This window comes from Nostoc sp. C96 (genome assembly GCF_059384975.1).
On sequence record NZ_JBXUHI010000002.1, the window covers coordinates 72,955 to 99,022 of the forward strand.

Consider the following 26,068-nt stretch of genomic DNA (forward strand, 5'->3'; position numbering starts at 1 on the left):
AGTAATCGCGTGGCTATTCGTTCTCTCACTCCTAAAACTGTTTGTACTGTTTATACAATTTTAACTGTTTATACTGTTTATACTTTTTACCACCTTTCCAGATAGTCTACTTGTTTTTACCTCTTCTAGACTATTGATTACTTCTGATTACTTCACCTAATTTTACGTAAAACTATTTGTACAGTTTATACTATATAAACAGTTTATAGTTTTTGTTGCTTTGCAGAGGGTCTACCTGTTTTTACCTTTTCTAGACTATTGATCGCTTGTACTAATTCTTCGTCAGATAAAGATTGTAAGATATGGAGTCCCGCGCGAACGACTTCACTTTTTGTGACATTGACTGCCGAGTTTAAACATCGCTGCCTAATTGTTGTGATTAATTCATAATCTCCAGACGGTAGCGTGAAACTATCACGAATTACTTTTTGTAGTTGGGCTGGTTCTACTATGTCCTGTGGCTGAGATGTCGTCAGTTGGCTAGAATTCGGCTCTGTTTTATCTTCTAGCAATCTCTCTGCTTTTTCAAAACGGCTTCTCACGGCTTCATCTTCAGCTTTTAATGAATTTGTCAAAGCTGATTTCATACTCTTCTTTGTCATAACTCCTCTGCAATCAAAAAATTTAGGTTAGCCAAAAACTAAGTAAACTATTTTAACAATATAAATTATTAAAACTGTATATACTTTTTACCAATTCTCTCTTTTATGTCACAATATCAACATTAAACCCTATAAAAACTATAAACAGTAAAAACTATTCATATAGTTTAAATCATTAATACGGTTAATTCTATGACAGCTAAAATCATTGCCGTTGTCAATCAAAAGGGCGGCTCAGGAAAGACAACTGTTACTATGCAGGTTGCGGGTGCGATCGCTCGACGCAGCAACAAAGTTCTTGTCGTTGATGCCGATCCACAAGGGACAGCTACACGTTGGGCCGCCTCAGCAGAAGACGAAATCCCCTTTCCGGCTGGCGTAATCGGCCTGAGTGCTGCCAGCAACAAAGTCCACCGCGAAGTCAAAAAATTTATTGATGATTACGACTACATCATCATCGATTGCCCCCCTGCTGCTGATTCCCCTGTCCCGCAAAGCGCGTTGCTGATTGCAGACCTAGCTCTAGTGCCAATCATCCCTTCGCCATTGGATATGTGGGCAGCAGTTGGTATTCGACAGGTTATCCAGAATGTAGGTGATTTTAATGATGCCTTACAGTCCCGGCTTGTCTTGAACCAGTGCCAACCAAAAACAACCTTGGCACAAGAAACTTTGGCAGTTTTACCTGAGTTTGGGATTCCCTTAACCAAGACGCAGATACAGCATCGGCAAGTCTATCGTCAATCTGCTGTGTTTGGTCAGACAGTGCATAATTTCGGCAATAAGTCCTCATCTGCCATCAAAGAAATAGAGCAACTGACCGACGAGGTTTTAAGAATACTGGATACTAAGCCTTAAAATAGTTAAAACTGTTTATATAGTTTATTTTGTTTATATAGTTTATTTTGTTTAGATTAAACCCAGACTGTAGCACTTAAGCCTTAGAGCGATCGCAGATGAGATGATAGTCGAAAATAGCGCATTTTGTGAAATCAATACCAAAGTTATACCTGATGTAATTGGCAGTATACATAAAGGTATAAAAATAGCGGATATTAACTAAGGACTACAAGTAATACCAACCTGATATTGAGTTTTATCAAATGTAAAATTTAAAGTTTGGTTTACGATCCGAAACTGTAGGATTTGAAATCAAAATTTCTCCAACTGCATCAGAAAACCCAACGGTAACTGGCTGAGATTCTCCTAAACGACACGCATTGTAATTTAGCTTAGTAAGCCCAAATATGTCTTGTGCTACTCGCTCTATAACAGCATCTCCATGTTGAATGTCAATTTGCAGAGGAGTTGGAGTTTCCCATCCATCATAGGTAGCAAGCCTTGGCTTAAATCCACTTCCCCATAATAAGCCAGAACGCTCGTTATTCCTTAAAAATGTTCCGCGTAACACAGGCATTTCACCAGTCCGAAAAAGACGGAAACCATTCCCTATATCAGGACGTACTCTAATACCAACAAGTTTGACACCATAAGGACAAGCTTTCTGATAACCTTCAAATTCTTCATTACTAATAGTGGAACGTGAATGTAAAAAAATCTCAGTAAGTTCTTTACCTCCTAGCTCACTATAAGTTTTTAATACTCCTCTTAGAAGGTCGTATGCTGAGGCTTTGCTTAATTGAAATTGTTTTGTCTTTGGTGAATACCAGGGGCCAAAGTCACCGAGAAATACTATTCCGTCTCCCGTATTTAAAAACATTTGAGCAGCACAACAAGCTGTTTTCCCCTTTTCTGTATCTTCTGCTCGACGAAATGCTATACCAATGTAGCAAACACCTTCCCGCGCAGTAACTAATCGCCAAGGTTTACCACCACATTTGTAATAGAGAGTAGTTCCAATGTTCCACATTCTATCAGAAAGCGGGGTAAGTGTTCGCTGACCTAACTGATTCTTATCAGTTAATCGTAAAGAAGACTCTCGTATAATTTGTAGCGGAATATCATATTTCATTGAACGTGCTTTAAGTTGTCGGCGAAAGTCAGGAGAAAGACTGTAAGGCTCTAAATTGACTTCACCATACAGTGGTAACTCAAGCTGCCCTGCTTGCCGAGAACGTACAGTTTTTTTAGATATAAGTTCTCCAACGGTTTCAGAAACAATCGATTCAGGGCGACAGTTTTGATAGATTTCATCTGGTACAACACAAACTGCTACAGCAGGCTTTTGGTCTAGTTTATCTGCTGCAATTTTCAGCCCTTTGAGAAATATATCTACAACTTTATAAGAACGTTCATGTTTCTCGCGGGTGTGAGAAGCTTCTAAAAGTTGATGTTCATCTATAGGGTAAGACCAAATAGGATCACTAGACCATCGACTGCAAAATGCTGCTTCAAAGCCGGGGTAAGGAGGCCAAAGGCGAAAATTCTCTTTAGGTGCGTATATAGCTGGACAGTTCATTGCCTCTGACCAAGCCTTAAATTGAGATATTCCGCTAACAGTACCAAGTACAATATAAGGTAATGATTTGGGATGTGATGGAGAATCAGCATCAAAAGGGCCAAATAGGGCTAATCCATCGCGTGGGTCTTTCAGTCGCTGACCGTAGCGAAATTCTAATTCTGGTTCATCAAATATAATAAGCGACTCATTCATTTTCACTTTCTTTATTACAATATATCTTCTTGTTCACTACCAGAACGCATATTTAGCAAGTCTAATCTATCCTGTTTAAATTTTTTGATAGAAGCTTCATCAATAGCAATTGGTGCTGTAAAATGGGTTGGTATTGCATGAATAAAAATTTGTTCATTCACTTTATCTCCAATAATTATTTGATTGTCATCAGCCAGAAATTGACAAACAGCAAAAATCCGATTGAGCCAATCATTATTCCACCAATTTTTACATAAATGTTTTCTACGTGAAACTGCTTTTCTTTTATCTAATGCTATACCACTGGAATCGCACAAACGAATTCTTATGCGAATTTGTAGTGTAAACGTATTAAACAAATTTTGAGATATATAAAATGTAGGAGCAAGATGATACTGATACTCCTCTGCTTTAGCAGGCCGCCAATAAGTTCGAGTACCAACGGCTTGAACAAATGATTTTGAACCATCGTACTTGATATAATTCAGACGATTTCCTTTGGCAAATCCTTGTGGGAAATACTGCAATTTTGTTTCAAAACAGTACTTCAATCCTTTCTGATGACACTTGACCATGAGAGCTTTTCTTAACAATTCTGATACTAAATTTTTAGTAGAAATACCTTCTATATTTACTAATTCCTGCCAGCAATTATTTCTGGATAAATTAAGTTGTAACTTTTCTGATATCCAAGCTGGTGGTTGGTGAAACGATAAAAATTTTTTACTATCTATTTGACGATAAGACCATTCAAGATTTAAATTTTCAATCTCTAAATTTAAACTTGGATTTTCAGCCTCAAATAGATAAATTATACTAGGGATTTTTTGAAATTTTAAGTAATTTGAAAATACATTCTCAGTCTCGTCTACAATAGCATCCTCATATAAAAATGCTGATAGTGATACTTTTGCACTTTCAGGTAATGATTTTGGACATTTGATATATTCCAGTTTATTTAATAATTTTTTCAACCCTTCAGCCCAGTTTTTGTTAAATTCAATAAACTTTAATAACTGTGTCTTACGGTCGAGGTTTGTTTTATTGATACCATCAACATCAATTGGAATCAGAAAATCTTCTTGCCTTTCTTCAATTAAATTTATAGCAATACTTCTTTGCAAGATTAAATCAGGTTTAGTGAGTGATGGTTGAGAATATAGAGCAACTATACAAAAAGCTTGATTTTTAATTGCTTTCTCAATGTCATCAGGAAATTTCTCTCCACCTAGCAGCTTCAGATGTTCACACCAAACAAGATATCCTTCTGCTGTAAGCCTTTTGGCTAACCAATCTGCAAGTACTAAATCTTCGGAGGCATAACTGATAAATAGGTGCTTACGTTCCTCAAATTTATTAATTTGTTCTAGAGCGATAATAAATTCTGGTGGGAAGATAGATGGATAATTCTTTTTGATATGTGGATACTTTGTCTCTAGCAGTATTCTTAGACGCTCACTTCCGTAAATTTCTAGATCCCAGCCATATTGATTGCGAATATAAGCAATCGCTTCATCTCGTTCACCAGCTGTAGGTTGAGCAGTTGTGATAAAAACTAAGTTATCGCAAGTGTGGCCGTGTTTTTTTATCTTGAATGCGTCTTCTCCAAGTTTAGCTCTCCAGTCTTCACGTACACTATAGGCAAATATCGTTGTTTTTTTCGCTGGACTGACGTAAATAGCATCACGCCCTTTGTCCTTAAAACCCCCAAGAGGTTCAATAGAGAAATATCCTTCTAGAAACATCAAGTCATGGCAAAGACGTTCAAACTCCGAATAGTCTGTGAGCTTGTCTAGGCAGTAGATAATCAGATTAGCTGCCATTGCAGAGTATTTAGGATTTTAAGTACATAGGTACTATTATATATACTAAGTATCTAAATTATCAATATTTTTAAGTGTTTTTTGAAAGCTGATTTAAAAAGCTGAATACTAAACACTATTTGAAAGAGCGTAACACATGATTACTCCGATGTCACACATCTCCCCAATCAAAATTTAGAAAACGTCGAGCATTCAATTTGGTATATTTTTCAGTGTGTTTGATATCCCGAAGTTCTAAAAAGTCCTGAATTTTTCTAGTGGTGTAATCCTAATTCACCAGATAATAACCGCAAGCATGGCGCATCATGTGACAGTGAACTCAGAAATAGAGGAACTGACCAACAAGGTTTTAAGAATACTGTATACCAAGCATTAAAATAGTTAAAACTGTTTATATAGTTTATTTTGTTTATATAGTTTTTATGATTTATATAGTTTATTTCGTTTAACTTAAACCCAAACTGTAGCACTTGTGACTGAAAAAAGAGCGATCACACATAAGAGTAAATGCTCTTTTACTGGGGTGATGGAGTTCTACAGCATTAAGAAACTTAATAACTAATTTCTTATCAAGGCTTATCACAAGTCAAGATATAACAAAGTTCTTTAGAGCTAGTGTTGCTCAGGCGTATTAAGCGGTCGTGGCTGAGACAGTCACTTTTAGGGTGCGACAGAGCAATCAAGGTATGTGGGATAATAGAGCCAATAAAATATTAAAAAATAGTTAATTATTTAATGATATCAGAATATTTGCTGAGGCTGTTTTTAATTTTGCATAGTTAAATTTAGCAGTTGATATTTTGTATACTGCAAATATAATTATGGAATTTATTAGTCTTAACGATTTAACTAGACAACTGATGTTATCTGAAATAGAGCTAGATATTAGTCAGGATAAACTTTATCTAAGTACACGTTTGAGCGAAAATGGTAGAAAAGAATATGCAAATTTCTTAAAAGAAGCTGCAAACGCTTTTGATACTGAATGGCTTACTCAGCAATTGCAATCAAATAGTAGGATTAACCCAACAGAACAGCGAAAAAAACCAAAAGGCGGATACACTACTGTTAATGTTCCTGCAACTGCTGCTGAAACTCTAGCAGAAGGTGAGTTTAACCGTTTTTATATGCGTGCTTTATGCCGTCAAGTTATAGAAAATGAAGCTGGACAGCTAACAGTTTACCGTGCTAAAGCAGTAGCGAGTCCTCGTCCCGAATCACAAGCAAAAATTGGAACAAAAGTAAATGCAGAAGCCTTACTTTTAGACCTTCGTAAGAACATAGGGATTGATACTTATTTAGGTTTACCTTCAGGGCCAAACTCTGGTTTAAGTGTTTACATTAAAAATTAACTTAATTATCCTCTAAGAATATTTAAATCATTAAAAGGTGGTTTAACCACCTTTTTTAATCACTTTAATTAATTCAAATCGTTTGACCATAACAAGCTATTAATTTCTAGTTTATTGGTCAAATTTTTTGAGATAGAAACACCTTCCAAAAACTCTATCTGCTGCTGCGTTGCTTGCCTTACTTCATACATTCCAGGTGTAAAGCGCATTCTCCAAATATCAGCCCACATAAAATTTATTCCGGCCGTTTGGGCTGCGGCTTCATCTTCGGGGCGATCGCCAATCATCCATTAAGTGTATTTTTGTTCGGCGATCGCATCTTGTACGCTACCCGGTACTGTGCGATCGCACTTAGTATCTTGGGGTTGCTTTCTATTTTGCTCTAATGTTGGGATAATTCCCATCAGGGAGTTTACTGTCAATCTGCTGTGTTTGGTTAGACAGTACATAATTTGGTAACAAGTCCTCAGCTGCCTTTTCAGAAATAGAGGTACTGAACGACGAGGTTTTAGGAATACTGGATATCAAACAGTAAAATAGTTAAAACTATTTATATAGTTTATTTTATTTATATAGTTTTTATAATTTATATAGTTTATTTCGTTTAAATTAAACCCAGACTGTAGCACTTACGCTTTAAAAAAGAGCGATCGGCGTTTCCAGGTTAGGTAAACAAGTAGCTAGTTTTAACCACACACATCAATAGTTTTCCTAATTTACGTTTTCTTTTATACTCAACACTTTTGAATGCTAATTTCTTCACAAAGACTTTACTTTCATGTATAGAAAGAATAAATTCATTTCTACCGTACATAACCGAATACGGTTTACACCGTATTGATTAGACAAAATTTTGACCATCCTAGCAATAGGATTTTCAAGGTTGCGTCTATGAGTTATCGAGAATACCAACAACAGTTTAATAAAGCACTTGAAGATGAAATTAACGCATTACGAAAAAGTGGCGGACAAAAAACATTCTTGAGTGATGGTTCATTTTTAGGTAAACGCGGCGGTCAATATATATATTCATTTACAACAGATACCGATTTGCGCTTCCCTGACGATACTCCAGTAGATTTAGAGCATAACAAGAAACAATATAGTGGTATTTTAGTCTCTGTTGAAGGCTTTGATATTATTTTGGCATTACAGAAAAACTTAGGAGATTCAATTCCTACAGCTATACTCTACACCTCTCCTTGGTTTTTATTGGAAGAACTTAAAAAGCGTTTGCTAGAAAGCTCTAATTTAAAAGGAGCTAATAGAAACCTAGCGGAAATATTATTAGGTGATAAACGTGAAACGAACTCTTCAACAAATAATACCCAAAAACTGTTAAATCAAATTGAGCAGCGATTACAAAAACCAATAGATTGTAATGAATATCAAAAATCTGCTGTTGATAAGGTACTTAATCGTCAAGCCAGTTTTATTTGGGGGCCACCAGGAACAGGAAAAACTAAAACTTTGGGCATTACCGTAGCTGCACTGGTTCAAGCTGGTGAGTCAGTTTTGGTGGTAGCGCATAGCAACACTGCTGTTGATACAGCTATGAAAAGTCTAGCCCAGTATTTGCAAGGTGCGCCTATTTATGAGAATGGTTTAGTATTGCGCTATGGAGTTGCAACTCCTGGTAGTTTAGAAGAATTTCCTAAGTTACACGTTAGAGGAGTAGCACGTCAGCAGAATCCAAAATTAATAGAGCAAATTGAACAGTTAGAAAGACAACGCAAAGATTTAGTTAAGCGATCGCGTATTGAAAAGCTAACCGAACTGCAACGCCAGAATATTCAAAATGAGATTACAACTGTCAAACAAGCTTTGCAACCCCTAAAAGAACAGTTGAAACTGAAAGAAGCTGAACTGATTAAACAAGCAACAGTAGTTGGCTGCACTTTATCAAAGGCAGCGATCGCTAAAGAAATTTACCAACGTCGCTTTGATGCCATAGTAGTGGACGAGGCGAGTATGGCTTATATTCCTCACTGTGCTTATGTCAGCACCCTTGCTAATCACCGCATTGCGATTTTTGGTGATTTTCGTCAGTTAGGGCCAATTTCACAAGCCAAGACAGAAGCAGTGCAGGAATGGCTACAACGAGATATCTTTGACGAAGCGGGTATTACTCAAAAGGTAAATCAGGGTCAAATTGATTCACGGATTGTGCTATTAAAAACACAGTACCGTATGAATCCAGCTATTTCTAAAATACCAAATCAGCTTTTTTACGATGGTCAATTGCAAGATGGCTCTGGTGTAGAGCAAAGGACAATGCCGATTGTCCAGAGTCAGCCACATCCAGGGGCAGCCCTAATACTATATGATTTGAGCAAACTTTCGGCTTTTTGCTTTAAAGAACAGCAGTCTCACAGCCGTTTTAACATCATCTCAGCTTTATTAGCAGTCAAACTCGCTTATCAAAGTACCCAAACTAATAATTCTAGTGTGGGTATCATTGCTCCCTACAATGCCCAAGCACGTTTAATCCAACGTTTGTTGCAAGATTTGCACCTTACTGACAAGTCTGTAAAAGTTGCTACAGTACATCGCTTTCAAGGGGCAGAACAGAATTTAATTATTTTTGACGCTGTTGAAGGTTCACCGCAAGCTAAGGCAGGAAAATTGGTTACAGGTGGAACGCAAAGTACAGCTATGCGGCTTGCCAATGTCGCTGTTAGTAGAGCGCAAGGTAAATTTATTGGTTTATTTAATTATCAATATATTCAGCAAAAACTTGACTCTTTTAATATTTTTCGCAAATTTGTTGACCGTATCTATGCTCAAGCTAATACCCAATCACTCACATGGGCTTTACAACCACTCAGCAATTTACCGGGAGTAACTTACTTTTCTAAAAGCCAGGATACTTTAAAACAAATACAGTCAGACTTACTTGCAACTAAGGAAGAAATAGCCATAGCTTGGCCAAACTCAACTAGCAATAACCCATTTCTCATTCCTACATTAAAGCAGTGTAATTCTCGTGGGGTCAGATTTTTTATTACAGGTCAAAGCCGTAATTCTATCGCTACTGGGCTACAAAATACTCGTGTTTGGGATAATAGAACTAATACAAATATTGGGTTAGTTGGTATTGACCATAAGTGTTTGTGGGTATACTTGAATCCGAATTCATCACTAGCACCAGTTATTCGGATTGATTTACCACAAACTACAAAATTGCTATATAGTTTTTTACGCTTAGTACCTGAACAAGATCCAGGTTCTATAACTACTAAAATCAGTCAAGGCGAAAATCCATTTGGTCAATGTCCAGATTGCAGACAACCTCGCTGGTATAGCCCCACTGAATATGGAGCTTACATTACCTGTTCCAAAAATCCTAACCATTCTCGTCGGAAAATGAATGAGAAAGATACGACCCTTTTAATGAGATTTATGAACATTAACTGTTCAAATTGTCAGCAACAAGCAATTGCATATAAAAGCTATAAGGGTATTTACATAGGCTGCTCACAAAAAACCTGTAACTGGTCAACATCTTTGGAATCACTAATTTAACTCTAGTGTTAGCTCATTTGTACGATGTATATCGAAAAATGTTATAGTCTGTGACTTATATCAGTATTGTAGCAACATGATTTTGTATATAATAAGTCAATTTATTATTTGTATATTTTACAACAACAGATATTGGCGGTTGGGATTGACTGTCAACTGTTAACTATCAATTGTGAACCGTCAATAGATACTATTATGCTTCCATCAGTATTCAAAACTTGCATTCCTAGAGAAGAAATACTAGCAGGGGAACTCTCTCCTGAATTATTCGCCGCCAAGTTACGCCTTGTTGTTGAAGGGAAAGCACCCCAGGTATACCAAGACCCGACAGCATTTTTCGCCAATACTTTTGCTACTGACGGTTTAAAAACATTAATCTCTGAAGTGTTTGGGCGGTTAGTCGGTGCTGCTGTCGGTTCTCCGATTATTCGACTAGAAACCAGCTTTGGTGGTGGTAAAACCCACGACGAAATTGCTTTGTGGCACATTGCCAAAAATGGGCGGGACATTTCTGGACTAGACCGTTTTGCTGACCTGAAATTAATTCCAGACCGACCGATTCAAGCAGCTGCGATCGCCTGTCAAGACCTTGACCCAGTTAACGGCGTTTATCATGAGGATACTGGCGTTACCACTTACACCCTTTGGGGAGAAATTGCTTACCAAATTGGGGGAGTAGCAGGTTATAGCTTACTTAAAGGTTCCGATGAACAGCGAGTTAGTCCTGGAACAGTGGTTTTAGAACGGATCATGCAAGGACAACCCACTGTAGTTATCTTAGATGAAATTGCTAGATATTTGAGAGCAGCCAAAGCCACCATAGTTGGTAATAGTGACTTAGCAGAACAAGTTGTGGCGTTTTTATTCTCCTTGATGGACTTAGCCGCAGCTTGCAATAATTTAGTGTTTGTCTATACCCTAGCTTCCTCTAGCGACAGTTTTGGTGAAGAAACTACGGAAATCCGTGAAGCAATTTCTGCTACTGCCCGTCAAGAACGCATCCTCAAACCTAGTACCGATATTGAAATTTACAATATCGTCAAACAACGGGTATTTAGCAGTATTCAAGCCGATGCTGCTGCTAATGCTGCCAGAGAATATTTACAAAGTTATAAAGCTAGTCGCATTAACTTACCAGATGGTTGTAAAGATTCACGCTACGCTGAAAGTATCGAGCAGAGTTATCCCTTCCACCCCGAATTATTTAACCTGCTAACTAAAAAAATCGCTTCCATTCCCAACTTTCAACGCACTAGAGGTGCTTTGCGTTTATTTGCCAGAGTCATACGTTATTTGTGGTCAGATACTACTGTATGGATTCCACTAATTCATTCTCACCACATCCCCGTAGGTATTGAGGAAGAAATCACCAGCGATTTAACTGCTCGTTTAGAACGTTCTTTGATGCGTATTGCGATTCAAGCAGATATTTATAACTCAACTGGGAGAGAAGGACACGCCCAATCACAAGATGCTGAATGGAAAGCTGCTGGTAAACCTCCCTTTTCAACTTGGGTAGCACGTACCATTTTTTTACATTCCATCAACCAAGGTACAGCAGCAGGTATTCGTCGCGCTGAGTTAAATCTATCACTGCTAACACCTGGGCTAGAAATTGGTTTTGTTGATACAGCTTTGGAAAGGCTCAGTGAAGTTGCGTGGTACTTGGAAAATGACCCAATAACAACTCTTGCCCGTTTTAAAGAAGAACCATCAATTAACAAAATCATTGCGGAAGAAAAAGGTCAAGTTGGAATTAGCGAGGCGAAGGAAGACTTGCGAAATCGCCGCGATACCATTTTTGCTGATAAATTCTTTAAGTTAGTTTCTGCACCAGAATCACCCGCAGATGTAGATGATGTCTCAGATAGTATTGCCCTCTGTTTAATTGACTTTAACGAAGCTACTATCTCTGCAACCACTGAAGGGCCACCGCCAATTGTAGAGAAAATTTTTAATGAAACAGGCGAATCCGGTAAGTTTCGCACATTTAGGAATCGGTTGTTATTTTTAGTTGGCAATAGACAAGAATTAGACCGAGCGATTGACAATGCTAGAGAGTTTCGAGCAATTCAAAATATTCTCAATTCTGCCAATCGCTTGCAAGATTTATCAGAAAATCAGCAAAAACAACTCAAAGATAAAAAAGGGTCTTTGGATTTAGGCGTAAGAGTATCTTTAACTAATGCCTATCGTCATTTATTTTACCCTGCTACTGACCCAGTAAAAGCTCCCAAGGGGTTGATGCACTATCCTTTAGCTGCACAGGATGCTAGTGATGTTAAAGGTAAAAATAATCAACAAGATGTAATTTTAAAAGCACTGAAAGATTGTCAAAAAATTCGTGCTGATGAAGCACCAGCTTACGCCCCTGCTTACATTTTGCAGAAGGTATGGCCATCTGGGTTAACTTATTGGACAACCAAAGCACTGAAAGAAGCTTTCGCCAAAGATCCTGGGTTTAAATATACTACTTGAGGCTGAAATTTTAAGGTTGCGAGACACGATCCGTCAGGGTTTACAGAATGGCAGTTGGGATATGAAGGTAGGAGAAAAGTTATTTATTAAAACTGATGACGGCAAAATAACCCTACCCGACTCTATTGAATTTTCTGAACGGATGGCACTTTACCGCCGGGGAATTCTAGAACCACCGAAACCGCGAGAAATTGAACTGAATGCCCAAGTCATGCCCAGTACAGATACACTTAAACCCGTGCGGGTGCGATGGAAAGCATCAGGAGCCTTGACAATTCAGCTTTATCAGGATGGAAACTCGCTAGAGGAACAGTTTCGTCCTAGTGATGAGTACGAAACGGCGATCGCTAAAACCACTACTTTCAAAATCGTAGCTGATTACGGTAATAACGAAGTAGAGGAGAGGGAAACCCAAGCCAAGATATTGGCTTATGGCACTGGAACACCTCGCACACCTAACGGAAGCGAACAAACTGGCGGTTCCTGGGATGATTCACCTCTGTTTAAAGCCAAACCGGAAGAATTTGATTTGGAAGGGACACTTGATAGGGTATTTAATGAATTGGGCGATTTTATTCAGGATAATGGAGTTCAAGGTATCGAGTTGCTGGAACTTGCCGTTGCACAAGTGGTGGACTACCGCAAGTTGATGACGGCTTTCCCGATGTTGATGAAACTGCCTTTACAAATTGACCAAACGGCAACTATTACTATTGGCGAACAATTTACACGCTTAGTATATCAAGGAACATACAAAGGATTTCAGAGTTTTCAGGGGCCTGTTAACACCTTACTAAGTAGCCCAGACGTGAAAGCTGATGTGTCACTGAAACTAATATTTAAATTTTCATCTCCAGTACAAACAAACGGCGCAGAAATCAGTAATATCAAACAAGCCCTAAATCGTAACCCGGTTGATAGGCTGAATTTGACGGCGAAAGTAACGTACTGAGATGCAAGAGTTTCAATTGCGAGTAGTTCCCACGGATAACAATAACTTTGCCCTGGAGTTGTATCAATGTGCTTATAAGAAAGCCGGCGAAAAAAAGCGTCCTTCTGCAAAACGGATTGGGCGACTGAAAGGCAATGCTTTAATTCAGGTAAAACAGGCAATTTATGATTGTTTGAAAGCGAATAATTACGACCCCAAAACGTTAAGTTATAATCGCCAAACTCCCTATATTTTGAATGAGGAATCAGGGATAAATTTAGCGTTACTGTTTCAAACTTTACAACCGCTTTCTAAAATAGAACGCATTGCTAATATTGCTCAAGGGATTAGAGCCATGAGTTATGAAGAATCGCACTATTGGTTTGCCAAGATTAGTAATGGTAAACGTAGTCAGGCTTTGAAAGCAATTCGGGTGCTTTTGGGAGATAGTTAAACTAAATTTATAGTAAAACGAGAATGGATAACCAAGATACTAAAATATTTTATTCATGGCAAAGTGATTTACCGCAAGAAATTAATCATTATTTTATTCGTGACGCTTTAAAAGCTGCATTGAGAAAATTAAATCAAGCAGAAGAAAATCTAATTCTTAGAATCGATACAGCTACAGATGGACTTCCTGGTTCTCCTAACATAGAACAAGCGATTTTCAACAAAATTGACGAATGTACAGTGTTTGTTTGTGATATTACATTTATAAATGCAAACCAAAACTCATTTAGAAAAACGCCTAATCCAAATGTTCTAATTGAACTTGGTTATGCTATTCATCGGCTAGGATGGAGTAAAATTATTTTAGTTCACAATAATCATTATGGTAAAATAGAAGACCTTCCTTTTGATATTCGTGGGCATAGAATAAGTCAATATAATTTTGATGGTAATGTTAATACAAAACAAATTTTAATAAATTTACAAGACATATTTTATGTTGCGATAAAAGCCAGCTTGTCTTCTAAAGAGGAATTAAGAGTTAATAATCCTAACTTAGAAGAAAGGGAAAAGCTTTGTAGAGAGCGTGATATTAATGTAGTTAAAAGACTTTTCAATCAAATTAATACGTACATAATAGATAGTTTTTTAGACAATGCAAAAATTGATATAGTTAATGGAAATATATTTTACTTTTGGGAAAATTTCAAGGCAATTGTAAACTCAAGTTATTTTCATTTATATGACCAAGAACTGCAAGAATTAATTATCGATTTTTATACTTCTTGGGATACAATATTAAGCTACGGCGAAGAACACTGCGTTCCTATAATTGGAGGAAATGGATATAAATTTACTCCCCCTCATTATTCATGCTCCATAAATATATATGAACAATGGGATATAGATCATTCTAATTTTCATAATGCAATTGATGTTACAGAAAATGCTTTTAAAAAATTAATTAAGTTTATTAAAGAAAAATATTTGGAAATAGATATTGAAGATTCTAATAACATAGCAATTCAATCGTATAATTCATTTCACTAATGTTACTTTAATTATTAATAATATAGGGTTGAAGCATATCATGGCAACTTTGAACTATATCTTGCAAAAATTAGGATACAAAATGGGTCAAAGCACATTAGTATACGCACTGGCTACTCACATCTACTGAATTAAGTCAAAAAATTGACAAATAAGGTACTTACCTTACACAATAACAATCAATTCCAAGATATCTGCATCTACATGACTAACCCTACCCCCAAACGTCCCCACCTGTTCATAGAAGAAAGAATGCCTGTGCAGGTATTAAATGAGCAAGTTAATTTTGAACATGGGGGGAATCCATTTAAAGGATTACATCGCTGGTATTCGCGTAAGCCATTATCATTTAGTCGCGCTAGTGTGTTGGCTTCTTTATTACCAGCAGATATCACGATGGAAGAGTTTGAGTATTTGCTGGGGTTAGTACCGGGGAAGGAGGTAAAGCTATATAAAACACCGCCTAATTCTGTGCAAATTAAGAAGGTGCAGGATTATTGTGAAAAAGTTTGGGGAACTAGAACACCTACGGTTTTAGATGCGTTTGCAGGTGGTGGAAGTATCCCATTTGAGGCGGCGAGATATGGGTTAAATGTGCTGGCTTCTGATTTAAACCCTGTGGCGGTGGTGACGATGAAGGCGGCGATGGAATATCCGCTAAAGTTTGGCCCAGATTTGCAGCAAGATATTAATAAATGGGTGAAGTGGGTAGGGGATGAAGCGGAGAAAAGATTAGCTGAATTTTTCCCTTCTTTACCTGGGGAAACTGTGCAGAATTATTTATGGGCGCATACAGTTGTTTGTCCAAATTGTGAATCTGTTATTCCGTTAAGTCCAAATTGGTGGTTAGATAAATCACCATCCTCAGAAAAACAAGGAAAATTATGTGCTGTAAAGCCTATTCCTAATCATAGAGAAAAAAGAGTCGATTTTGATTTAGTTATAGGGAAAAAAGGGAAAGGTACAACCATTCAAACTGATAATGGAGAGTACGATCCAAATAACACAGTTACTATCAGTAAAGGAGTAGGTAAATGCCCAAATTGTGAAAACATCATTGATGATGATGTAATTAAGTCACAAGCTCAATTAAATGGATTAGGACACCAGCTTTACGCCATAGCGTACAAAAAACATAAAAGTAATCTTTCATTTAGAATACCTGAACAAGTTGATTTTGATGGTTTAAAAAAAATAGATATTTATTTAAAAAATAATTATGAAAAACTTGAATCATTGAATTTAATACCTCATGAAGCAGGTGATAATACAGGAATATTTCCTTGTGAAGCTAATAGAGTATATAAATATGGAATTAAAGAATCATCTCAATACTTTAATTCACGTCAACTTGTTACTCTAATCACTTATATGGAAGTAATTAACGAAGCAAAATTAATAATTTTAGAAAATTATGAACTAGATACAGCTACAGCAATCATAAATTACTTAACTTTAGTTTTTGACCGTTGTGTTGATATGAATAGCAGGTTAACGCATTGGAGTTCTAGGTTAAAAACTAATTATGAATCTTCTTCACAGCACGCATTGAATATGATGTGGAATTATGGAGAAGAAGGTATTCCAAGACTTTGGAATAGATGCTATAGCACTATTTCAGATTATGCAAACTTGTGCTTTTTATTAGCAACTCATTCATCATCAACAATAATTCAAAATTCTGAAAACCTTAATCTCAAAAGAATCCAAATCGAATCAGCTTCAGCTGACAATTTGATTCACATTTCTGATAACTCTGTTGATGCAGTTATAACAGATCCACCTTATTACGCTACAATTCAATACGCTGAACTTTCAGACTTTTTCTACGTCTGGCAAAAACGCATCCTTGGCGATATCTTCCCCGAATTATTCTACCTAGAACTTACCGACAAAGAACGAGAAGCTGTCGCCAACCCTTCCCGCTTCCGCAACATGGGAGATAACCCCGAAAAACTAGCTAATCAAGACTATGAAGCAAAAATGGCGATGGCGTTCGCCGAATATCACCGCGTCCTCCGCGACGACGGCGTAATGACAGTACAATTCAATCACAAAGACTCCGGCGCGTGGGATGTCTTAGCAAAATCTCTCATAGATGCTGGTTTTGAGATTACCGCATCTTGGGCAGTCAGCACCGAAAATCCGCAAAACTTACACCAAGCACAGAAAAACGCAGTTTCCAGCACCGTGCTTTTAGTATGCCGTAAACGCGACCCTAACGCCGGACAAGCTTGGTGGGATGACGTGCGTATTGACGTGCGAAATATTGTCTTTGAAAAAGCACCAGAAATTGAACAATCCCTCACCGCAGATACCCGCCCCGCAGCTGATAGAGTCGCAGATCCTCACCGCCGTATTAAACCTCCCGGTATTGACTTGTGCTTAACTGCTTTCGGTTGTGCTTTAAGCGTATTTACCCGCTACAGTTCCATCCTCGACAGTGCAGGAAACCCAGTTGAACCCAAAGCTGCATTTGAAGAAGTACGCCAAGCAATTGTTGAGTATCGACTACAAAATTTATTAGAAGGTAAAGACTTCAACGGTATCGATCCCTTAACCCAATGGTATCTGCTAGCATGGGATACCTTTGAAGCGCGAGAATTCCCCTTCGATGAAGCTAGACAACTCGCTTTAGCAGTCGGCGGTTTTGATGTCTCCGATTTAGTAAAAAAACATAAATTACTTGATTCTGGAAGCGGTTCCTGTAAATTACTCACCCCAGAACAACGCCTGAAAAAACGCGCCTTCTCCGTCATCGATACTGAATTTTCCGCCAGATATTTAGTAGATGGACTGCACGCAATTATTACCCTTTACCAAGAAGAAGGTAATACAGAACCAGTACGCAGATTTTTGAAAAACACAGGCTTAGTCAGCAATGATTTATTCATGCGGACATTTGAAGTGGCTTTGAAAGTTATTCCCCGAATCAAAGATGAAAAGAAACGCATCTCTGAAGAGAAAGCTTTGTCAGATTTATGGTTAGCAATGGATGAAATTAAAGCAAAAGTCTCTTATGTACAGACTGAGTTACCCTTAAATGAAGGGGGACAAATGAGTTTAAATTTACAATTTGATGGTTAGTATTTATAACTGGATGTAGCAAACTAAAATATGATTAAGTTATTACGCGACTATAGTTGGAAAATCAGCTACTCCAGTAATACTCACAATACAATTGCTGACTTTTACATTCCTGCTTTAGAATCAGCCATCCAATACGATCGCAAAGCAGGTTTCTTCAGCAGTGCTATCTTGAGTAAAGTTGCTCGTGGATTAGGTGCAATGCTACATAATAATGGGAGAATGCGCCTAATCATGGGCTGTCAATTTAGCCCCCAGGATTTACAAGCAATTCAACAGGGATACGAACTGAGAGACGCATTGCTATCTCGACTAGACGCAGATTTAAAACCACCAGAAAACCTTACCCAACTTAAACATTTTGAAATTCTTAGCTGGTTAATCCAAAATCAATATCTTGATATTAAAATTGCTATTCCTCTAAAAGAAAATGGGCTACCAGAAGACAGTACACAACAATTAGATCCACAGCATATATTTCACGAGAAAGTGGGCATCTTTACTGATAGTAAAGGCGATAAATTAGCATTTAATGGTTCCAATAACGAATCTATTAGTGGCTGGGAAGGAAATGTAGAATCTTTCCATGTTTACTGTTCTTGGGAAGGAGGAAGGGAACTAGATAGAGTTGAAGAAGAAGTAGCTAGATTTGAGCAACTTTGGTATGACGTATCGCCTAATGTACGAGTTTTTGATGTTCCAGAAGCGGTACAAAAAAAGCTGTTACGTTACGCTCCTGCTACTAAACCTAGTTGGAATGTTCAGGCGGAATTTGACTCTAGACCTCTGACAAAAACAGAATTAACTGAATACGAAGTACAACCAGAAAAAGAACCAGAACTCAAACCAGAACCATCAACTATCTCTACAGAAGATAAAGAAAAAGAACGATTAGCATTTACTCAACTTGCTAATATTCATGAACATCCCGGTTGCTTGGATTTTTGTTTAAAATCAATTCCTATTCAACCTTGGCCACACCAAATTAAAATTCTGCGTCGCGTTGCTCAAAATTTTCCCCAAAGTTTTCTCATTGCTGACGAAGTTGGTTTAGGTAAGACCATAGAGACTGGTTTAATTCTGCGCTATCTGTTGGTATCCCAAAAAGTGAAGCGGGTACTAGTTTTAGCACCTGCTAGTGTTCAACCCCAGTGGCAAGAAGAACTGCGAGAAAAATTCAATTTGCATTTTTGGAGTTATACATCTACAGAATTTAAAGACCCTTACAAGCGCACTATTCCGGCAGCAGCTAATCCTTGGAATACTCAAGTTTTAATCCTTGCTTCTTCTCATTTGGTGCGGAGAACTGAGAGAATGCGCCAGCTACTAGAAGCAGAACCTTGGGATTTAGTTGTGTTAGATGAAGCACACCACGCAAGGCGTAAAAGTCCCCAAGACCGCAAGGAAACGCCCAACCGTCTGTTAGAGTTAATGGCACAGATGAAGGAGAAGACCAAATCTCTTGTTCTCCTCTCAGCAACTCCTATGCAAATTGATGCCATAGAAGTTTTTGATTTGTTAAACCTGCTGGGATTGCAAGGACATTGGAGTTACGGCGATAACTTCTGCAATTATTTCGCTTCGCTACAAGGTGCTGTCAAGCAGGAAGTCATGACTTTTTGGCAAGTAATGTCCAGTGACTATTTTCGGCGTGGTGGACAGCCTTGCTCTAGGTTAGAGCAGTTTTTGACTAAGAGCGATCGCATCCTCGCTTACAAAATGCAAGATACTTGGCAGAGGGGGCAGAAAATCTCCAATCACAAACAACTGTTGGCAGATGAAGACTTTATTGAAACCTCACGCCAATACTTGACGGTGAACACGCCATTGAAAGATTTGATGTTCCGCCACACCCGCGACACTTTACGACAATACTACCGCCGGGGACTTTTAGAAAGGGATATTCCTACTAGAGTGGTGCAGGATAACGCCATCACCCTGGAATCACAACGGGAAATACCACTTTATATAGCTGTCAGCGATTATGTACGTCATTTTTATCGACTGGCCCAAAAAGATAAACGTTCTTGTTTAGGTTTTTTGATGACGCTTTACCGCAAGCGTCTAACCAGTTCATTTTATGCCATTAAGTCATCTCTGCAACGCCGTTTGGACTACTTATTAACTCAACAAGGAAGTGTTTTAAGTGATGATGATTTGGTGGATGTGGATAATGAAGATGATGCCATAATTGCGGGGCTGGAATCTTTTTTTGAACCAGTAGACCCCCAGGAAATTCAATATCTTGAAGATTTACTCCGCCAGTTTGAAAACACTGGGGAAGATACTAAGCTTTCTCGCTTTATTCAGATTTTGCGTCAAGAATTAACCGAACGGGAAAGTGCTATTGTTTTCACCCAGTACACCGATACAATGGACTATCTACGGGATACTTTGCAAGAGTTATATGGTAGTCAAGTAGCTTGCTACTCTGGTCGCGGTGGGGAACTGTACCAGAATGGGGAGTGGTATCTAGTTCCTAAAGAAGAAATTAAACGCCGATTCCGCCAAGATGAAATCAAAATTCTCCTGTGTACTGAATCTGCTTCCGAGGGTTTGAATTTACAAAATTGCGGGGTGTTGATTAATTATGATATGCCGTGGAATCCTATGCGAGTCGAACAGCGCATTGGCAGAATTGACCGGATTGGACAAAGGTATTCTACTGTGCGAATCCACAATTTTTACTATGATGGCACGGTAGAAGCGAAAGTTTATAAAAAATTGCGCGATCGCATCAATGCCTTTGCCACTGTTGTTGGTAATCTCCAGCCGATTTTAGCCCAAGTTCCTACGTTTATTGAACAAGCAGCGATGAGCGCAGATCCAGAGGAAGAAGATGTTTTAATGTCTGAATTCGATTCTGTGTTAAATACCCCACCGTCGCGTCTAGCTATTGAGGAAATGGTAGTAATGGATTTGGACGCTGATCTAGCGGAAATTCAAAAACCCATCTCTGCTGCTCCCTTTACGCCAGAAACAATTGAACAGTTGTTTACATCTTCAGCAATTCTAAAAGCCAATGGTGTGCAGTTTGAGAGAAGGACTGAGGGAACTTGGCAACTGAGTTATAAAAGGCAGAATTACACGGTCACTTTTTACCCTAATGTTTTTGATGAAATGCCTTCTATACGATTGATAAGTTTTGGCGACCCCTTGTTTGAAGAACTGCTAAAAGCAGTTAAAGTTTGACAATCAAACATAAACATTTTATTAGTTTGATAATGTTATTTTTAGGAAATTAAATTATCAAGAATCAAACGTCGGAAAAGATTTTGGATCTGCTCTATAAAATTGGCAGTTAGCAGCCTCATTTGAATTACAAGTCTTTTTTAAAAATTTGCAAAAAATTGGATTATCATCATAATTACGAAAATTTGAGCCATGATAACGGCAAAGATAGCAATTTCTAACCGAAAGTTTATTAAAATAAGCTTCTACTATCTTTCTTAAAAAAACTTTATTCCTTCTGTTATCAATATTATAAACTTCAACTAATTCATGATATATGAAAGATTTAGTTTCAATTTTTTCTTGCAACCATTCTAAAGTTTCTTGAATAATTGCACTTTTACCATTGGGATAAATAGTAAAAAAATTATATAGGGCAGGACATTTAGCATACGGCTGAATTCCCTCTATACAAGTACCACGGCAATGATTTTTAATTTGTTTTCTTTTGAAATTGATAAATTTAATTTTTTCACTTTCTAATAAATATTGATTATTGATAACTTCTATATCACTTTCCTGAGCAATACTTATTTCAATAATACGATGTTGGGACTTAATTTTTTCAAAACTAACTTCATGTGTTACAGCCACTTCAATAAAAATTTTATCTGCTTTAGCACTTGTCAATAGTAAATCAGGGATAAAAGACCCTTCTCTTTGCTCTAATTCAATATTCTTAAAGTATTCAACTAAATTAAACTTCTGTTTACCTTTATTAAAATTACAGGTTTTTAAAAAATCTACTTGATAATAATCACACATCTGAGATACTTCAAATTCTACCCAGAAAGGTTGGTTGTACTTAATACAATTACTATATACTTCATAAAATTTAAGTTTAGCTAATTTATGCAGATAAGTTTCAGGAGAACAATTAAGCTGAACGTCTAATTTGTGGCGAAAGTGTTTTCTTTTTTTCTGCCCTAAAACAGGTATAAGAATATTGTTACATGATAAACATCTAAAAACTTCTTTTCTAACTTCTGAATTTGCAGATAAATTCTCAACATTTATAGTCTTATCATTTGAATCGATAGCATACTGATATTTAATTATTTGTGTTTTACTATCTTTTTCCACAAGTTCGCTGTCTCTTACACCCTTACTGAGTTGACTTTCCATACCTACTGATGAGTAATCAATCTTCACTCCTCTAGCTTCTATGGGCAAAGTAAAATGCCACATCAGTAATAATGTTGAAATTTACGTAAGGCAATTAATTGTGAGGACAAACTACTTCTGTAAATTCTCCAGTTGACCAATCAGTACTAATCAGCTGGTAAGCAACCACCGTGAGCAAAGTAGATTGAAGAGAAAGTGTCCGCCATTAGCCGCCTTAATCGGACAGTTTCTTTCCTAAAAGATGCAAATATTCTTTGAATTAGTAGTAATCTCTTTAGTAATGATTTATTTATAACTAAGTTCTATATTTTTGTTTACAAGTATCTCTATCGTTTTCACTTAGGGTAGGATTGTTCCTCAAATAATCATCTAACCAGTTGCAGCCCCTATCAATTAGCTGGTCAAAATCTAAAGTCTCCACATTCCAAACTTCCACAAGTCCATCATCACTACCAGAAACAATTTTTTTGCCATCTGGACTGAAACCGATACTCCAAATGGGATAACCACGTCCTTCAATGGTTTTGAGTTCTAGCCCATCTTTTACTCGCCAAAGCCTAACTGTACCATCCGCACTAGCAGAAGCGATGATTTTACTATCTGGACTAAAGCTAAATCTAGTAACTCCAGCATTATGAGCTTTTAGAGTTCTAATTTCTTTTCCGTCTAAACTCCAGAGTTTGATAGTTTTATCTTGACTTGCAGATGCAATGATTTGACCATCAGGGCTAAAATGAACATCTGTAATATAACTATCATGTGCTTTAAAAGTTTTGAAGTTTCGTCCTTGCAAATTCCACAGCCTGACTGTGCCATCATTATGACCAGAAACAATTGTCTGACCATTGGGGCTAAAATTTACACTCAAAAGTTTACCTGCATTTGCATTTAAAGTTTTGAGTTCTTGACCATTAATATCCCACAATTTAACTGTACCATCATAACTAGCACTCACCAGGGTTTGACCATCAGGACTAAAGTTTACATCTTTAACTTCTTGAGTATGCCCTGTAAATGTTTTAATATTTTGACCATCTAAATTCCAAAGTTTGATTGTTTTGTCATTATTAGCAGTAGCAATTATTTTGCCATCAGGACTGAAATTCAGACTCCAAATCGCATTCCATTCACTACTGTTATCTGTTGTTATTGATTTCAGTTCTTGACCATCAATATTCCATAATTTAATAGTCTTATCATATCCGGCAGAGGCTATAGTTTTACCATCAGGACTAAAACTCACACCCCAAAGAGAATCATTATGACCAATAAAAGTTTTGGGTTCTATATGGCTAATATTCCATAGTTTAACTGTATTGTCAGCACTAGCAGAAGCAACCGTTTTACCATCAGGACTAAAACTAGCACTAGAGACATAATAGTTATGACCTCTGAGGGTTTTGAGTTCTTGCCCATTAATGCTCCACAATTTAACTGTTTTATCGGCACTAGCAGAAGCGATAGTTTTACCATCAGGACTAAAACTCACGCTTATAGCAAAATTTTCATGTTTGCCCAGGGTTTTAATTTCTTTTCCATCTAAGTTCCACAGTCTAACAGTGGTATCTCCTCCCGCAGTTGCCATGATTTTACCATCTGGGCTAAAACGAACATCAAAAATAGAATTTTCACCTGCTCTAAAAGTTTTAATTTCTCGTCCATTAATACTCCAAATTTTGATGAACCCGCTTCGATCAGATGTGGCAATAGTTTTATTATCTGGGCTACAACTGATACTCCAAACATAATCTTGATAGCCTGTAAAAGTATTAATTTCTTGTCCTTGAATGTTCCAAAGTTTGACTGTATTATCTTGGCTAGGAGCAGCAATGAACTTACCATCAGAGGTAAAACAAATACTGCTTATGTACTGTTCTTTGTCTTGACCTTTTATAGTAAAAATTTCTCGTCCATCTACATCCCAAATTTTAATGGTATTATTTGCACTAATGGCGGCAATCATCTTACTATCTGGACTAAAAATCGCCTTTTTAAAAAGCTGATTTGGCACAAGAAATTTTCTGATTTCTCTGCCATCAATACTCCAAAGTCTCACTGTGCTATCTTCACTAGCAGTAACAATGTATCGACCATCTGGACTAAAGTTGACACTTGTAACTGCGTTATTATGCCCGTCTAAACGATTTTTTTCTTGAATATCATAAACTGCACGTTGTAATGCTAATCTGATGGATTCTTTTGTGTTCGCATCAGATGAATTTGATGATTGCAATGGAATAGCTGCTTTGAGAGCGGCGATTAAAGCATCAAGTTCTTTATTTAAATTTAATGAAGCATTGGAATAAATGGCCAAAGATTTTATTCTCTCCAATTGTATTTCTTTGCTCGTTATATTTGCCCAAATTCCTGTAACTATGGCTGTAATTAGTGCGATCGCTAATACTCTTCCACCCACTTGAATCCATCGTTTTGATTTTTGATTGGCTACAACTAAAACTTCGTTCGCTTGTGCCAAAATTCTAGATTCTTCAGCTTCTATTTGTAACCTTTTCTGAATTTCTCGCTTTTCTAATTCTTGACCAGCATCTAAAAATCTTCTATCTAAATCACTTAAACCTTTATCTGCTGCCCAAATCCGAGCATTTTGTAAATTTTTTCCCCGTAATAAATACAACTCATTTTGAAAATTGGACGCTACCCACGCATTTAAACTTTCAGCGTATGGGCGAATATTTGCCAATTCTTTTTCAACCCATGCTTGATTAAATATCTCTGCATAGATGCGATTATAAACTCGCAGTTTTCCCTGTTGCCTAACAATTAACCCAGTCAGACGTAGTTGAGTTTGTTCAGGACTATTATCTGCGGGGATTTCACCCTGGATTAATATTTGCTGATATAATCCTAATAATCGCCCTGTTTGATTTTTCCATTTTTCTAAAATATTCTTGCGAATTGTGCGTAAATGTTCTGGTTCATCTTGTGCTTCCCAATTTTCGAGGATTTGCGTTTGTACCAACTTTTCAACGCATTCTACTTCATGATGGGCTGGAAATGTATCTTCAGAAATACAAATTATTTGGCAAAGTTTTTGCGTTAAAAATGGCTGTCCTCCAGTCCACTTTAATACTTCTTCAATGATTACTTCTGGTCTAGCAACTCTTCCTTCTAAACCTTTGATTAAAGCTCCTAATTCTGCTAATTTAAACCCCGTTAACTCAATAGCATTTCCAACATTAAAAGGAGTGCGATTTTGATCAGAAACTAAATCGGAGGGAGTCGTCACACCCAATAAACAAAAAGTCAGACGATGATATTCTGGATTATCTGCTCTTTGGTTATAACAAGAGCGAATAAAAGCAAAAAAATCATCTTTAAAATCTATTCCTAGAATACTATCAATTTCATCAAGAAAAATTATAATTTTTCCGGAAAATTCTGTTAATAATACATCATCAATTAACCGCATTAATCGTTGATTTGGTGGGAGAGATTCATATTCTAGCCACCATGCTCCAGAATTTATTTTTTTTGATAAATTAAAATGTCGTAACAATCTATCAACAAGTCCGTTGTACCATTGCGAAGGAGTGACATGACTGCCAATGCCTGTCACATCAATGACAGCACATTTCACTCCTTGCTCTTGCAGCTGTTTCATGATGTGTACACACAAGCTAGATTTTCCCATCTGACGAGAATTGAAAACATAACATAAATTACCGTTGATCAATCCTTCATAAAGGTCAGCATCAGCCTGCCGTACTACATAAGTTGGATCTTGATATCCTAGACTTCCTCCTAATTTATAATAGTTAAAATTTGTCATAGTTTTT

14 protein-coding genes and 1 pseudogene are annotated in these 26,068 nt (G+C 37.2%); 8 read left to right on the top strand and 7 right to left on the bottom strand.

The features are described 5' to 3' along the window. Window positions 1-203: 203 nt before the first annotated feature. Window positions 204-602: a hypothetical protein gene (locus AC504W_RS28505; RefSeq protein ID WP_494879735.1), complete on the bottom strand. Its 399-nt coding sequence runs from the start codon at window positions 600-602 to the stop codon at window positions 204-206. 192 nt (window positions 603-794) lie between these two features. On the opposite strand from AC504W_RS28505, the gene parA reads away from it, so the two are divergent. Further along, window positions 795-1,460: a ParA family partition ATPase gene (gene parA, locus AC504W_RS28510; RefSeq protein ID WP_494879833.1), complete on the top strand. Its 666-nt coding sequence runs from the start codon at window positions 795-797 to the stop codon at window positions 1,458-1,460. Window positions 1,461-1,701: 241 nt separating this feature from the next. On the opposite strand, the gene AC504W_RS28515 is transcribed toward parA, so the two are convergent. Beyond that, window positions 1,702-3,216 (bottom strand): argonaute/piwi family protein, encoded by a 1,515-nt coding sequence (locus AC504W_RS28515; protein ID WP_494879835.1) that lies wholly within the window; start codon window positions 3,214-3,216, stop codon window positions 1,702-1,704. A 14-nt stretch (window positions 3,217-3,230) separates the two neighbouring features. Next, window positions 3,231-5,039 carry a TIR domain-containing protein gene (locus AC504W_RS28520; protein ID WP_494879837.1) on the bottom strand — a complete coding sequence of 603 codons (1,809 nt, stop codon included), beginning with the start codon at window positions 5,037-5,039 and terminating at the stop codon, window positions 3,231-3,233. Window positions 5,040-5,860: 821 nt separating this feature from the next. Here AC504W_RS28520 and AC504W_RS28525 point away from each other — a divergent pair. Then, a complete protein-coding gene (locus AC504W_RS28525; protein WP_494879724.1) occupies window positions 5,861-6,391 on the top strand; it encodes a hypothetical protein in 531 nt (176 codons plus the stop codon). 68 nt (window positions 6,392-6,459) lie between these two features. Here AC504W_RS28525 and AC504W_RS28530 read toward each other — a convergent pair whose 3' ends face one another. Together AC504W_RS28530 and AC504W_RS28535 are read right to left on the bottom strand one after the other, a co-directional pair. Continuing rightward, the gene (locus AC504W_RS28530) at window positions 6,460-6,678 is read right to left on the bottom strand and encodes a hypothetical protein (protein ID WP_494879722.1); all 219 of its coding nucleotides are present in this window, start codon (window positions 6,676-6,678) and stop codon (window positions 6,460-6,462) included. A gap of 3 nt (window positions 6,679-6,681) precedes the next feature. Beyond that, window positions 6,682-6,813, bottom strand: a complete 132-nt coding sequence (locus AC504W_RS28535) for a hypothetical protein (protein ID WP_494879720.1) — start codon at window positions 6,811-6,813, stop codon at window positions 6,682-6,684. A gap of 469 nt (window positions 6,814-7,282) precedes the next feature. Here AC504W_RS28535 and AC504W_RS28540 point away from each other — a divergent pair, with 469 nt between their 5' ends. The 6 genes and pseudogenes from AC504W_RS28540 to AC504W_RS28565 all read left to right on the top strand — a co-directional run bounded on the left by AC504W_RS28540 (window position 7,283) and on the right by AC504W_RS28565 (window position 21,107). Continuing rightward, window positions 7,283-9,916: a DEAD/DEAH box helicase gene (locus AC504W_RS28540; RefSeq protein ID WP_494879839.1), complete on the top strand. Its 2,634-nt coding sequence runs from the start codon at window positions 7,283-7,285 to the stop codon at window positions 9,914-9,916. 195 nt (window positions 9,917-10,111) lie between these two features. Continuing rightward, window positions 10,112-13,346: pseudogene (locus AC504W_RS28545) on the top strand (ATP-binding protein). Between the two features lies 1 nt (window position 13,347). Next, the gene (locus AC504W_RS28550; RefSeq protein WP_494879717.1) at window positions 13,348-13,779 is read left to right on the top strand and encodes a DUF7680 family protein; all 432 of its coding nucleotides are present in this window, start codon (window positions 13,348-13,350) and stop codon (window positions 13,777-13,779) included. Between the two features lie 23 nt (window positions 13,780-13,802). Then, complete coding sequence (locus AC504W_RS28555) at window positions 13,803-14,828, top strand: hypothetical protein (RefSeq protein WP_494879841.1); 1,026 nt, start codon at window positions 13,803-13,805, stop codon at window positions 14,826-14,828. A 204-nt stretch (window positions 14,829-15,032) separates the two neighbouring features. Beyond that, on the top strand, window positions 15,033-17,915 hold the full coding sequence (locus tag AC504W_RS28560) for a DUF1156 domain-containing protein (RefSeq protein ID WP_494879842.1): 2,883 nt from the start codon (window positions 15,033-15,035) through the stop codon (window positions 17,913-17,915). Between the two features lie 30 nt (window positions 17,916-17,945). Then, window positions 17,946-21,107, top strand: a complete 3,162-nt coding sequence (locus tag AC504W_RS28565) for a helicase-related protein (RefSeq protein ID WP_494879843.1) — start codon at window positions 17,946-17,948, stop codon at window positions 21,105-21,107. A 57-nt stretch (window positions 21,108-21,164) separates the two neighbouring features. On the opposite strand, the gene AC504W_RS28570 is transcribed toward AC504W_RS28565, so the two are convergent. After that, the gene (locus AC504W_RS28570; protein WP_494879845.1) at window positions 21,165-22,334 is read right to left on the bottom strand and encodes a competence protein CoiA family protein; all 1,170 of its coding nucleotides are present in this window, start codon (window positions 22,332-22,334) and stop codon (window positions 21,165-21,167) included. A 232-nt stretch (window positions 22,335-22,566) separates the two neighbouring features. Continuing rightward, entirely contained in the window at window positions 22,567-26,061 is a 3,495-nt protein-coding gene (locus AC504W_RS28575) for a WD40 domain-containing protein (protein WP_494879847.1), read from the bottom strand. Window positions 26,062-26,068: the final 7 nt, after the last annotated feature.